This is a genomic window from Terrabacter lapilli, from assembly GCF_039531305.1.
In the GTDB taxonomy this organism is placed as follows: Bacteria; Actinomycetota; Actinomycetes; order Actinomycetales; family Dermatophilaceae; genus Terrabacter; species Terrabacter lapilli.
The window spans coordinates 382,546-394,860 of sequence record NZ_BAAAPU010000009.1; the positions used below are offsets into that span (position 1 = coordinate 382,546).

The window sequence follows — 12,315 nt, forward strand, 5'->3', positions numbered from 1 at the left end:
TCCTCCTCCGTGACGTCTTGCGGGTGCAGATGCCCCACCGAGCAGACGGTAGCCTGCTGTCGGCGCGCGCTCAGGCGCGCCTCCCGTCCCGTGCTGCCCAAGGAGGCCACATGTCGTTGCTCACCGGTTCGTCCATCCTCGTGACCGGAGGCACCGGATCGTTTGGCAAGGCGTTCATCACGGAGCTGCTGGCAACGCACGACCCCAAGCGCGTCGTCATCTTCAGCCGGGACGAGCTCAAGCAGTACGAGGCCCGCCAGATGTTCGACAACGACCCCCGCCTCCGCTGGTTCATCGGAGACATCCGGGACGAGCACCGCCTCCGTCGCGCCATGCACGGCGTCGACTACGTCGTCCACGCGGCAGCGCTCAAGCAGGTCGACACGGCCGAGTACAACCCCTGGGAGTTCGTCAAGACGAACGTCGTGGGCTCGCAGAACGTCATCGAGGCCTGCATCGACACCGGCGTCAAGAAGGTCGTGGCGCTCTCGACCGACAAGGCCTCGTCGCCGATCAACCTCTACGGGGCCACCAAGCTCACCGCCGACAAGCTCTTCATCACGGGCAACCACTACGCGGCTGCCTACCCCACCCGGTTCTGCGTGGTGCGCTACGGCAACGTCATGGGGAGCCGCGGCTCGGTCATCCCGTTCTTCCGGCGTCTGGCCGAGGCCGGCGAGTCGCTGCCCATCACCGACCTGCGGATGACCCGCTTCTTCATCACCCTGCCCCAGGCCGTCCGGTTCGTCACCGACTCCTTCGAGATGATGCAGGGCGGCGAGCTCTACGTGCCCCGCATCCCGTCGATGAAGATCACCGACCTCGCCCAGGCCGTCGCCCCCGGTGCGGCGATGCACGAGATCGGTCTGCGCCCGGGCGAGAAGCTGCACGAGGAGATGATCTCGGCCGAAGAGGGTCGCCGCGCCCTGCGCATCGGCGACCGCTTCGTGCTGCAGCCCGACATCGCCTCCTGGGGCTACACCGCGCCGCAGGGCGGCGAGCCCGTCCCCGCGGGCTTCCACTACACCTCCGACACCAACGACCAGTGGTTCACCGGCGAGGAGATGGTCAAGATCCTCGAGACGGAGGTCTGAGGTGCTGCCCTACGGCAGACAGTCGATCACCGAGGACGACATCACCGCCGTCACCGAGGTGCTGCGGGGCGACTGGCTGACCACCGGTCCGGCCGTCGAGCGCTTCGAGGCCGACATCGCGTCGGTGGCCGGGCTGTCCGGACGCGCCGTGTCGGTGACGTCGGGCACCGCGGCTCTCCACGTCGCCTACGCCGCTGCCGGCGTGGGTCCGGGCGACGAGGTGGTCACGACGCCGCTGACGTTCCTGGCCACCGCGACGTGCGCCTCCGTGCTCGGTGCCACCATCCGGTTCGCCGACGTCTCGCCGGACACGGGCAACCTCGACCCCGACGCCGCGGCCGCCGTGGTGACGGACCGCACGAAGGTCGTCTCCGGGGTCGACTACGCGGGACACCCGATCGACGCCGTCGGGCTGGGGCGCGTGGCTCACGAGGTGGGGGCGATCCTCCTCGAGGATGCCGCGCACTCCGTGGGCGGGTCCCTCGACGGGACGCCCGTCGGGTCCCTGGCCGACGTCACCACGTTCTCGTTCTTCCCGACCAAGAACCTCACCACGGCCGAGGGAGGTGCCGTCGTCAGCCGCGACCCGGAGATCCTCGAGCGGGCCCGCACGTTCAAGGGCATCGGCATGGTCCGCGAGCCGGAGCGGCTGCGGCGCCCCGACGAGGGAGCCTGGTGGTACGAGATGCCGGAGCTGGGCCTGAACTACCGGCTCCCCGACGTCCTCGCCGCCCTCGGGTCCAACCAGCTGCGTCGGCTCTCCTCGTTCGTCGCGCGGCGGCAGGACATCACCGACCGCTACAACGCCGCGTTCGCGGGCATCGAGGAGCTGCAGCGGCCGGCCCACCGTGCCGGTGCGGTTCCGGCCTGGCACCTCTACCCCCTGCGCATCCGCGACGGGCGCCGACGCGAGCTCTTCGACCACCTCCGGGACAACGGCATCGGGGTGCAGGTCAACTACATCCCGGTCTACTGGCAGCCCTACTTCGAGGACCTGGGCTACCGGCGTGGCCTGTGCCCCATGGCCGAGGAGTACTACTCCCAGGAGATCTCGCTCCCCCTCTTCCCCGACCTCACCGACAGCGACGTCGACCGCGTCATCGACCTCGTCCGCGGTTTCGTCGGCGCGTGAGCGCGCCGGTCGAACGGCCCGACGGGATGGAGTCGTCTGACGAGGCAGGCACCGGCGAGCACGGCGCGCAGGCCAGCCGCGCCGTGCTCGGACGCGGGTCGCTCTACACGCTGGGCACGGCGGCGCCGATCCTGGCGCAGGCTGCGGTCACGCCGCTGGTGACCCGGCTCCTCGGCCGGGACGCCTACGGCCTCGTCGCGCAGGCGGTGGTCGTCATCCAGGTGACGATGATGCTGGCGAGCCTGGGCCTGCCGTCGGTCATCACCAGGCAGGCGCTGATGACCAGCAACGGGACCGCGCGCGCCCGCTCCATCCTCCTGCGTGGGTCCCTCGCCACCCTGGGGCTGGCTGCCGTGGCGGTGGCCGCGACAGCCGTCGTGCTCGGCGGGGCCTCCTCGGTCACCCGACAGGCCATGGTGCTGGCGGTGGCCGCCGGAGCCTGTTTCGTGGTCGTCGAGAACGCGCAGGCGCTCATGCGCGCCCTGGACCGCCCCGTCGCGTTCATCACCATCTCCTCCGTGGCGATGCTGGGCGGGCCGCTCCTGGGACTTGCCGCGGTCCTCGCGTTCGGCCGGTCGGCCCAGCACTACGTCCTGGGCCTGCTGGTGGGCTACGCGGTGGCTGCGCTCACCGGCGCCGCGCTCTCGCTCGGCGTCCGGCTGTCCCACGAGCGCTCCCACGCCCCGCGCGACATGCGGGAGGCGTACCGGCTCGGCCTGCCCATGCTGCCGCACATGGTCTCCCTCTACCTGGCCAGCATGGCCCTCGTCTTCGTCGCGGGCGCCCTCTACGGCACCGCCGACAGCGGGCGCCTCCAGCTCGCCCTGCTCATCGGGACGGCCCCCAACGTCATCACCTCGTCGTTGAACAACTCGTGGGCGCCGGTGGTCTTCGCCGCCCCACCCGAGCGCCGGGCCGCGGTGCTGGAGCGCACGGCCGCCGACGTGGCGATGGTGGCCGCCCTCGTCGCGGGCGGGGTAGCCCTGCTGAGCCCGTGGTTGCTCCGCCTCGTCGCCGACCCCCGCTTCACGCCCGACCTGCTCGTGCCGGCCGTGTGCCTCACCACTGTCGGGGCCATGGTGTCGGTCGCCTACCTGGCCAACGTCCACCTCGTGTTCGCGCAGGGACGCCCCGCCGGCCTCTCCCTCATCACCCCCGTCAGCCTGGCGCTCGGGCTGGCTGCGGCGTGGAGCCTGGGGCACCTCGGCCTCGTCTGGGTGGCCGTCGGCTTCCCGGTGGCCTACGTCGCACTCGCCGTCGGCGCGGCAGCCCTGCGGCGCAAGGTCGGAGGTCCCGCCTGGCACGAGCGCGGCCTGGTGGTCCCCTTCCTGACCGGATCGCTCTTCATCCTGTGCGGGTTCGTGCTCCCGACCACGGGACCGTGGTCGCCGAGCCGTTGGGCGGTGGCCGCGCTCGCCGGCGTACTCGTGCTGCGCCACGGGCGCCAGATCCTGCGCCCGGCGCGGCCCGAGGCCTGAACCCGGACTCGACGGACGATTCCGGGGCGTCGCAGCCCATAACGGACAGCCCCGCTGTGGTGAGATGGGCATCGTGACTGACGCCCTGAACCCCAGAACCCTGACCCGCCAGGAGGCCCTCTGGGCCGGTGACTTCGGCAGGGAGTACATCGACCGCAACCGCGACGACCAGCTGATCGAGAACAACGAGGCCCTCTTCGCCAAGGTGCTCGCCGCCAGCGGGGGCACGATCGGCTCGGCCATCGAGTTCGGCGCCAACATCGGCAACAACCTCCGGGCGCTGCGCAACCTGCTCCCGGAGGCAGAGCTGGAAGCCATCGAGATCAACGAGGAGGCGGCCTCGCACATCGCGGCCTGGGGCGGGGCGACGGTGACCGTGGCCTCCATCCTCGACCACGAGCCGGCCGCAGCGAGCCACGACCTCGCCTTCACCAAGGGCGTGCTGATCCACCTCAACCCCGACGCACTGCCGGAGGTCTACGACAAGCTCGTCGCGGCCTCGCGTCGCTGGGTCATGGTGTGCGAGTACTACAACCCCACGCCGGTGGAGGTCACCTACCGCGGGGAGACTGCTGCGCTCTTCAAGCGCGACTTCGCCGGCGAGATCCTCGACCGGCACCCCGGGCTGCGGCTGGTGGACTACGGGTTCACCTACCACCGCGACCCGCAGCACCCCCTCGACGACTCGACCTGGTTCCTGCTCGAGAAGACCGGCTGAGCCACCGAGCTGGTCCGATCAGGACGGACGGCACCAGTCGAGGGCGTCGCGCGGATCGACGACCCTCGGCAGGCGCCGTGGCAGGTGCGAGAAGGGGTGCCGGAGGAAGTCCAGCGGCCGGGGCCCACCCTGCACGGTCGAGGCTGCCACGCTCGCGTCGGACCGCTCGCGCTCTCGCAGGCCCAGGACCGTCATGGCCTTGGCGACCGGGCCGCCCAGCCAGTAGCTGCCGGCGGCTCGGACCGACAGCGGGTGCGACCACCCGAGGACCCGCGCCAGGTCGGCCGGCCCCAGCAGGTGGGCCGTGCCGAGCTCGGCATCGGCGAGCGGCTTCGTCTCGGACAGGGGCGCATCCTCTGCGTGCAGCTCGGGCCAGAGGCCGGTGAGCCGGTCGAGGGCCTCACGGCTCTCCCCCTCGATCAGCGGCGCGGGCCCGAACACCGTGGCGCTCACACCGGCGGCCGCGGCGTACCAGACGATGGTCGAGAGGCGGTTGCTCACGACCCGTGACGAGGCGAGCACGCCTCGGGCGAGGCGAGGCAGGAAGAGCGGGTCGAACCGGTCGCCGGCACTGACGACCTCGTGGCCACCACGGCGCCAGGCCTGCACGGTGCCCGGTTCCTTGAGGTCCTCGGAGTGGAGGCACACGGTGGAGGGGCCGAGCAGGTCCCGGTAGAAGCGCGAGAGCCCCTCGGGGTCGCTGTCGGTGGCGCGCACGTGGGTCCGGTGCAGGGGGACGACCAGGGGACGCCTCTCGCCCGCGGTGGCCTCGGCCTCCGGCTGCTCGGCCAGCAGGCGCAGCAGGTAGAGGAACGGCGCACCGATGGGTGTCGTCGTGCGGTCCTCGTCAGCGGGCGACCAGGCGCGCGACGAGTGGGTCCACACCAGCAGACGGCGGTCGTCCTGGCCGCGACCGACCTCGGGGAAGTCCCCGAAGTTGACGGCGAGGGGTGAGCTCGCCACCCAGCCGTGCTGCAGCAGCCCGTCGATGTGCCGGGGGCGCGGCTGGCCGGCGTAGCGCGCCAGCGTCCCGGAGTGCCCGTAGAAGTGGTTCTGGATGTCCATCGCGCTCCTAGCGGGATCCGGTCGAGGTCAGCAAGGCAGCATAGTCATCCGCGACGGTGCCCCAGTCCCAGCGCATCACCTCGGCGCGGGTCGGTGGGGAGGGCGCCCGACCCACGGCCGCGAGAGCCGCGTCGGCCAGGCCTCCGCGGTCGCCCCGCGGCACCACGACGACGTCCCCGACCGCTGACGCCTCGAGCTCCCGGGCGACGCCGACGTCGTAGCCCACGACCGCAGCCCCGGCCAGCAGCGCCTCCAGCTGGGTGAGCTGGAAACCTTCGGCGGCGACGGACGGGTTGACGTAGACGGTCCCCTCCAGCACACGACGGATCGCATCGGGGCCGAGCCGCCCGTGCCAGCGCACCTCCAGCCCCGCGGCCTGAGCCACCTGCCGGGCTGCAGGCAGGTCGGGGCCGTCACCCACGACGTGCACCTCTCGCGCGACACCCGTGCGCTCGCGCACCACGCGGGCCACCTCGAGGAAGTCCTGCCACCCCTTCTCGGCCACCACGCGCCCGACGAAGACCAGCGGCCGCGGTCCTGCCGTGGTGCGAGCCCCCGGTTCCGCCCCCAGCCACCGGTCGACGTCGATGCCGTTGGGGATCAGGAGCGGGTCGACCCCGGCGAGCTCCCGGACGAAGCCGGCCGCCTGGGCGGAGACGGCGACCACCCGGTCCGCGTTGCGCAGCACCCACCGGCCCATGGTGGCGTCGACGCCGCGGCTGCCGAGCTCGAGCAGCGGCGACCCCGTGACGACCGACCCGGCCCCGTGCTCGGTGTGCAGCACGGGCACGCCCAGGCGACGTCCGAGCCGGACACCGAGCGCGCTCATCGGGAAGAACCGGGTGTGCGTGGACACGGCTGTGACCGGGCCCGCGGGCAGACCGCCGCGCTTCACCTGCCTGACGAACGCCGCCCACTGCAGCGGCCCGGGCAGCCCGATGACGTCCTTGAGGTCGACCCGGCGTCGCAGCGGCACGGCGGTGACACCGTCGAGCGCGTACGGCTCCGTGCGGTCGCCGAGGTAGGCGACCGTCACTGCCACCCCGCGTCGTACGAGCCTGGGCAGCAGCTCGGCCAGGTGGGCCTGCACCCCGCCGTGGGTCTCGGCGAAGTTCGTCGCGACGACGAGGAGGTGGGGCGGAGCAGCCATGGGAGGACCCTATCCGCGCTCCGGGTGGGGCCGGACGCGCCCGTGCGACGCACGCGGTGCGCTCGCTCCTCCCCTATTGTGGTGTCCCGATGAACGACGACACGTGGCTGGTCATACCGCTCTACAACGAGGCAGCGGTCATCGGGGAGGTCGTGCGGCACACGCGCGAGACCTTCTCGAAGATCGTCTGCGTCGACGACGGATCGAGCGACGACTCCGCACGTCAGGCGGAGGCAGCCGGGGCCGTCGTCGTGCGCCACCCGGTCAACCTGGGCCAGGGGGCGGCGCTGCAGACCGGCTTCACCTACTCCCTGACCGACCCGACGATGCGCTACGTCGTCACCTTCGACGCCGACGGTCAGCACCAGATCGACGACGTCCTGGTCATGCTCGAGCGCATCCGCCGCGGCGACGTCAAGGTCGTCTTCGGGTCGCGCTTCCTCGACGAGCGGACCCGGCCCAGCGCCCTCAAGAAGCTCGTGCTGCGGGCGGCCGTCGGCTACACGAACGTCACGACCCACACGAAGCTGACCGACGCGCACAACGGGCTGCGCGTCCTCGAGCGCCCGGTCGTCGAGCGGCTCGACATCACCCAGAACCGGATGGCCCACGCCTCCGAGATCGTCGCCCAGATCGGCTCGATGGAGTTCGACGGCAGGCAGGTCACCTACACCGAGGAGCCGGTCCACATCCTCTACACCGACTACTCGATGTCCAAGGGCCAGTCCCTCTGGAACTCCATCAACATCCTGGCGGAGCTGATCTGGCGATGAGGCAGCTCGTGGTCCAGGTCGTCCTCATCGTCGGCACGCTGGCGGTGTCGTGGCGGCTGCTGCTCGGCTACGGGCAGCGGGCGCAGGCCCTGCGTCGCCTCGGCCTGCTGATCTTCGCCGCCTTCGCGGTGTGGTCCATCCTCGACCCCGGGGTGTGGACACGGCTCGCCAAGCTCGTCGGGATCGGCCGCGGCGCCGACCTGATCCTCTACGGCCTCGTCGTCGCCTTCTTCAGCTTCGTCGTGACCACCTTCAAGCGGTTCCGCGACATGGAGATCCGCTACACCCGTCTCGCCCGCCGCATCGCGATCGACGAGGTGCCGTCGGCCACGCAGCACCCTGCGGTCGTCGGGGGCCAGCTGCGCAAGGCCACCGGTGCCATCGAGCCCGGTGAGCCCGGTGAGCCCGCACCTGAGACCTCCGGCGAGCTGCCCGACCGTCCCGAGCCGGCGCTCAGCCCCTCCCTCCCCACGCACGAGGTGGGGCTGCCCACAGCCGCCTCACACTCGTCGACGGTGACGCCAGAGAGCGCACGAGCCGATGACGCCCCCTGAGCGCCCCGCACGCGCCGACGACGACGCGTACGTCGTTGACACGCGCAACCGGCCGTCCGGGCAGCGAGGGGGCCGCCCCAAGCCCGACGCCGATGACGCGTACGTCGTCGACACGCGCCACCGTCCACCGGCCCGGCGGGGAGGCGTCCCGGCGGCCGATCCGGATGCAGAGCCCGCCCGTCGGCCACGGCGCCGCCGCGGCCGGCTCGTCGCTCTCCTGGTGGGCCTGCTGGTCCTCGCCTGGCTCGCGTTCATGGTGTGGGTGCCCTACAACGCGTGGAACGACATCGCCCGCGTGGACGCCACGCCCAGCGGCGACCGACCGACCGGTGGCAAGGGAACCAACTTCCTGCTCGTGGGCTCCGACTCGCGCCAGGGCCTGACCGAGGCGCAGAAGAAGGAGTTCGGCGCCACGAACGCCGCGGGCGCGCGCACTGACTCGATCATCCTCGTGCACGTCTCGGACAGCGGCAACAAGCCGCTGGTCATCTCGCTGCCGCGCGACTCGTACGTCCCCATCCCCGGCTACCGCAAGAACAAGATCAACGCCGCGTACGCCCTGGGTGGGCCCAAGCTGCTCACCGCGACGGTCGAGAACGCGACGGGCCTGACCATCGACGGCTACCTCGAGATCGGCTTCGGCGGCTTCGCCTCCGTCGTCGACTCCCTGGACGGCGTCGACATCTGTGTGCCGTTCAACATGAAGGACCCCGAGGCGGGCATCAACCTGAAGAAGGGGTGCCAGACCCTCGACGGTCACAACGCCCTCGGATTCGTGCGGACCCGTCACACCGACCCGCGCGGCGACCTCGGGCGCGCCGACCGCCAGCGCCAGTTCCTCGCCGCCGTCATGAAGAAGGCCGTGTCGCCCGGCACCGTGCTCGTGCCATGGCGGTACAAGGGCTTCGCCGACTCGATGAGCCGCGGGCTCATCCTGGGCAGGGACACGACGATGGGCGAGGCGCTCGCGATCTTCCAGGCCATGCGGTCGGTGTCCAACGGCGACGGCATCTCGGCGACCGTGCCGATCGCCGACCCCAACTACACGACGTATGCCGGGTCGTCGGTCAAGTGGGACTCGGCGAAGGCGAGCGAGCTGTTCCGCATGATCAAGGACGACGAGTCCCTGACGTCGGTCCCCAAGGGCGCCGGCAACTGATGCCGCCGGCGCCAGTGACCGGGGACGAGCTCGCCGCCCGGGCGGCCGACACGGTGGCCGTCGTCGTGACCCAGAACCGGGTCGAGCTGCTCGAGCGCTCGCTCGCGGTGCTGGCTGCACAGCGACCGCCGCTCGGCCACGTCGTGGTCGTCGACAACGGCGCCGACGAGCGCGTGCGCGCGCTCGTCGAGGCGCTCCCCGTGCCGGCGACGTGGCTGCCGTCGCGCCGCAACCTCGGAGGGGCGGGCGGCTTCGCCTACGGGATGCTGCACGCCCTCGCCCTGGGCTCCGCCTTCGTGTGGCTCGCCGACGACGACGGGCGCCCGGGTTCCGACACCACCCTGGCCACGCTGCTGCGGCACGTGGGCGAGGGCCGCCTCGCGATGGCGTCCCCGGCGGTCGTCCACGAGGACCTCCAGCAGCTGGCGTTCCCGACGCGCCGCTCGCTCCGGCGCGTCACCACGGTGGGCGAGCTGGCAGCCGAGGGCGCGGCCGGCGTGCTCGAGGGCTTCGCGGCGCTCTTCAACGGCGCGCTCTTCACGGCCGAGTGCATCGAGGCCGTCGGGGTCCCCGACCTGCGCCTCTTCCTGCGCGGTGACGAGATCGAGATGCACCGCCGGCTGCAGCGCTCCGGGCTGCGCTTCGGCACGGTCACGGACGCGACGTACGTCCACCCGAGCGGGGCGGCGGAGTTCCACGGGCCGCTGGGGGTGGTGCTGCCGCCCGACGGCGCCAAGCGCTTCTACACCTTCCGCAACCGCGGCTACCTCACCAACCAGCCGGGCAAGCGCCTCAAGCGGCCCCTGGAGTATGCCGTCTACACCGCCTTCCTGCTCGGCGCCCAGCGGTCGCCGGAGCAGTGGGCGCAGTGGCGCCGCCTCATGCGCGAGGGCCGCAAGGAGCGGTTCGAGCGCTACGACGCGCGGTCGGAGTGAGCCCGCCGGCGTGACGCCGCTCGATCGCGCAGGAGCACGGCCCCGAGCTGCACGGGCTCGATGAACACACGGCGCGCGTTCCTGCTCGGGCTCGCCACCAGGCGGTAGAGCCACTCCAGGCCGGCACGCCCCACCCAGCGTGGCGTGTGCACCTGCTCGCCGGAGACGTAGTCGATGCAACCGCCCACGTTCGCGATGACGCCGTGGGTCATCCGCTGCTGGTGCTCCTCGATCCACCGCTCCTGGGCGCCCATGCCCATCCCCACCAGGACCAGGTCGGCCTCGGGCAGCACCGCCTCGATCGTCGTGGCCGGCCCGGCGTCCTGCTGCGAGAGTCCGTAGCCGTCGAAGGCGACCCACCGGATGTTGGGGGCGCGCTCGGCGACGACGGCGGCTGCCCGTGCGCTCGACTCGGGAGAGGCACCGACGGCGAGCACGGTCAGCTCGGGGTCGCGTTCGAGCAGACGGAAGAGCCAGTCGCTGCTACCGACGCGGTACGACGCATCGAGCGTCGGATCAGCCGTGCGCAGCGCCCGCCAGACCGGCCAGCCGTCGGCCAGCACGACCTCGGCCCCGTCCGTGTAGCGGCGGAAGTCCGGGTCCGTCAGGTAGAGGTGCACGCCATGGAGGTTGAGGTTGCCGAGCCGCACCACCGGTGTCGGCCGGGCGAGGACCAGGTCGACGACGGCCGGCTCGGCCATCGGCGTCGCGCTGGTGCGCAGGTAGGGCACCTCGACGCGGGCGGGGATGCCGAGGCGCCCGCGCGCCGCGTGGTCGGCTCCGGACACGTCAGCCCTTGAGGAGCTGGCGGGCCATCACGAGCCGCTGCACCTGGTTGGTGCCCTCGTAGATCTGGGTGATCTTGGCGTCGCGCATCATCCGCTCGAGCGGGAAGTCGCTCGTGTAGCCGGCGCCCCCCAGCAGCTGGACGGCGTCGGTCGTGACCTTCATCGCGACGTCCGAGGCGTAGCACTTGGCGGCCGCGCCGAAGAACGACAGGTCCTTGTCGCCGCGCTCGGACTTCGCTGCCGCGACGTAGACCATCTGGCGCGCGGCCTCGAGCTCCATCGCCATGTCGGCCAGCATGAACTGGATGCCCTGGAAGTCGGCGATGCGCTTGCCGAACTGCTTGCGCTCCTTGACGTAGGCCAGCGCCTGGTCGAGCGCGCCCTGGGCGATGCCGACCGCCTGCGCCCCGATGGTGACGCGGGTGTGGTCGAGGGTGCGCAGCGCGATCTTCAGGCCGTCGCCGACCTGGCCCACGACGCGGTCGGCGGGGAGGCGGACGTCGTCGAAGTGCAGCTCGCGGGTGGGGCTGCCCTTGATGCCGAGCTTGCGCTCCTTCTCGCCGAACGTGAAGCCCTCGTCGGACTTCTCGACGACGAAGGCGGTGACGTTGCCGCCGCGCGGGCCGTCGGGGTCCGTCACGGCGAGCACCGTGTAGTACTCGGAGACGCCGGCGTTGGTGATCCACGACTTCTGCCCGGACAGGACCCACCCGTCGCCGTCCTGGCGCGCCCGGCACCGCATCGACGCGGTGTCGGAGCCGGCCTCGCGCTCGGAGAGGCCGTAGGAGAAGGTCGTCTCACCCTTGGCGAGCGGCGGCAGGTAGCGGGACTTGACCTGCTCGCTGCCGTCGAGGATGAGCGGGAGCGAGCCGAGCTTGTTGACGGCCGGGATGAGCGAGGCCGACGCGTCGACGCGGGCGACCTCCTCGATGACGATGCAGGTGGCGAGCGCGTCGGCCCCCACGCCGTCGTACTCCTCCGGCACGTGGGGGGCGAAGAAGTCCGAGGCGACGAGGGCGTCGTGCGCCTCCTGCGGGTAGCGCGCCTCGGCGTCGACGGCAGCGGCGTACGGGGCGATCTTGTCCTCGGCGACCGCGCGGACGGCCTCTCGGAGGGCCTCGTGGTCCTCGCTGGTCCGGAACAGGTCGAAGTCGGCGTTCGTGCTCACGGACGGTGATCCTACTCGCCGGTTCGGACGACCCGGGCCGCCTCGTGAGCGACGCCACGGGCGACGCAGCGTCAACTGCGGGGCCGAGCCGTATGCCGTGTCGGCGTCCACGATGAGGACACCCGCTCACTCTCGGTCGCGACGCATACGTACACTCCCCGGTAGGTCATGAGCGCCAGCGACAAGCCCCGGCTCGCTGGCCGGCAACCCTCCAACCGCGGTGGGGTGCCCCGGGTGAGGACCTGGCCCGTCGACGCCACCCGGCGCGCGGGCAAGCGCGGAGAGACCTCCCGAGAGTCGC

The 12,315-nt window shown here is 71.9% G+C and carries 12 protein-coding genes and 1 riboswitch; of the genes, 8 read left to right on the forward strand and 4 right to left on the reverse strand.

Annotated elements, in window-relative coordinates; genetic code table 11:
• Window positions 1-110: 110 nt before the first annotated feature.
• The 4 genes from pseB to ABD241_RS16675 all read left to right on the forward strand — a co-directional run bounded on the left by pseB (window position 111) and on the right by ABD241_RS16675 (window position 4,422).
• Window positions 111-1,094: a UDP-N-acetylglucosamine 4,6-dehydratase (inverting) gene (gene pseB / locus ABD241_RS16660; RefSeq protein ID WP_142185916.1), complete on the forward strand. Its 984-nt coding sequence runs from the start codon at window positions 111-113 to the stop codon at window positions 1,092-1,094.
• A 1-nt stretch (window position 1,095) separates the two neighbouring features.
• Entirely contained in the window at window positions 1,096-2,226 is a 1,131-nt protein-coding gene (locus ABD241_RS16665; protein WP_344065155.1) for an aminotransferase class V-fold PLP-dependent enzyme, read from the forward strand.
• The gene (locus ABD241_RS16670) at window positions 2,223-3,704 is read left to right on the forward strand and encodes a lipopolysaccharide biosynthesis protein (protein WP_344065158.1); all 1,482 of its coding nucleotides are present in this window, start codon (window positions 2,223-2,225) and stop codon (window positions 3,702-3,704) included. The genes ABD241_RS16665 and ABD241_RS16670 overlap by 4 nt, the downstream gene beginning before the upstream one ends.
• Before the next feature lie 73 nt (window positions 3,705-3,777).
• Complete coding sequence (locus ABD241_RS16675) at window positions 3,778-4,422, forward strand: pseudaminic acid biosynthesis-associated methylase (RefSeq protein ID WP_344065161.1); 645 nt, start codon at window positions 3,778-3,780, stop codon at window positions 4,420-4,422.
• Window positions 4,423-4,440: 18 nt separating this feature from the next.
• Here the strand turns inward: ABD241_RS16675 and ABD241_RS16680 are convergent, their stop codons facing one another.
• The gene (locus ABD241_RS16680; RefSeq protein WP_344065164.1) at window positions 4,441-5,487 is read right to left on the reverse strand and encodes a hypothetical protein; all 1,047 of its coding nucleotides are present in this window, start codon (window positions 5,485-5,487) and stop codon (window positions 4,441-4,443) included.
• 7 nt (window positions 5,488-5,494) lie between these two features.
• Complete coding sequence (locus ABD241_RS16685; protein ID WP_344065167.1) at window positions 5,495-6,637, reverse strand: glycosyltransferase family 4 protein; 1,143 nt, start codon at window positions 6,635-6,637, stop codon at window positions 5,495-5,497.
• 89 nt (window positions 6,638-6,726) lie between these two features.
• Between ABD241_RS16685 and ABD241_RS16690 the strand changes: the two genes are divergently transcribed.
• From ABD241_RS16690 to glfT1, 4 genes are read left to right on the forward strand one after another with little or no spacing between them, the layout of a single operon-like run.
• Window positions 6,727-7,410, forward strand: a complete 684-nt coding sequence (locus ABD241_RS16690; protein WP_344065170.1) for a glycosyltransferase family 2 protein — start codon at window positions 6,727-6,729, stop codon at window positions 7,408-7,410.
• A complete protein-coding gene (locus ABD241_RS16695) occupies window positions 7,407-7,964 on the forward strand; it encodes a DUF2304 domain-containing protein (protein WP_344065173.1) in 558 nt (185 codons plus the stop codon). The genes ABD241_RS16690 and ABD241_RS16695 overlap by 4 nt, the downstream gene beginning before the upstream one ends.
• Window positions 7,951-9,123, forward strand: coding sequence for an LCP family protein (locus ABD241_RS16700; RefSeq protein WP_344065176.1), 1,173 nt, complete (start codon window positions 7,951-7,953; stop codon window positions 9,121-9,123). The genes ABD241_RS16695 and ABD241_RS16700 overlap by 14 nt, the downstream gene beginning before the upstream one ends.
• The gene (glfT1, locus tag ABD241_RS16705) at window positions 9,123-10,058 is read left to right on the forward strand and encodes a galactofuranosyltransferase GlfT1 (protein ID WP_344065179.1); all 936 of its coding nucleotides are present in this window, start codon (window positions 9,123-9,125) and stop codon (window positions 10,056-10,058) included. Before ABD241_RS16700 ends, glfT1 begins: the two co-directional genes overlap by 1 nt.
• Here the strand turns inward: glfT1 and ABD241_RS16710 are convergent.
• A complete protein-coding gene (locus ABD241_RS16710) occupies window positions 10,037-10,846 on the reverse strand; it encodes a WecB/TagA/CpsF family glycosyltransferase (protein WP_344065182.1) in 810 nt (269 codons plus the stop codon). The genes glfT1 and ABD241_RS16710 overlap by 22 nt on opposite strands.
• A gap of 1 nt (window position 10,847) precedes the next feature.
• Window positions 10,848-12,014 (reverse strand): acyl-CoA dehydrogenase family protein, encoded by a 1,167-nt coding sequence (locus tag ABD241_RS16715; RefSeq protein ID WP_344065185.1) that lies wholly within the window; start codon window positions 12,012-12,014, stop codon window positions 10,848-10,850.
• A 164-nt stretch (window positions 12,015-12,178) separates the two neighbouring features.
• Window positions 12,179-12,298, forward strand: a riboswitch (SAM riboswitch).
• Window positions 12,299-12,315: the final 17 nt, after the last annotated feature.

Coding starts and splice junctions, on each gene's coding strand:
- pseB (WP_142185916.1), top strand. CDS start 111: ATGTCGTTGCTCACCGGTTCGTCCATCCTCGTGACCGGAGGCACCGGA.
- ABD241_RS16680 (WP_344065164.1), bottom strand. CDS start 5,487: ATGGACATCCAGAACCACTTCTACGGGCACTCCGGGACGCTGGCGCGC.
- ABD241_RS16685 (WP_344065167.1), bottom strand. CDS start 6,637: ATGGCTGCTCCGCCCCACCTCCTCGTCGTCGCGACGAACTTCGCCGAG.
- ABD241_RS16690 (WP_344065170.1), top strand. CDS start 6,727: ATGAACGACGACACGTGGCTGGTCATACCGCTCTACAACGAGGCAGCG.
- ABD241_RS16695 (WP_344065173.1), top strand. CDS start 7,407: ATGAGGCAGCTCGTGGTCCAGGTCGTCCTCATCGTCGGCACGCTGGCG.
- ABD241_RS16700 (WP_344065176.1), top strand. CDS start 7,951: ATGACGCCCCCTGAGCGCCCCGCACGCGCCGACGACGACGCGTACGTC.
- glfT1 (WP_344065179.1), top strand. CDS start 9,123: ATGCCGCCGGCGCCAGTGACCGGGGACGAGCTCGCCGCCCGGGCGGCC.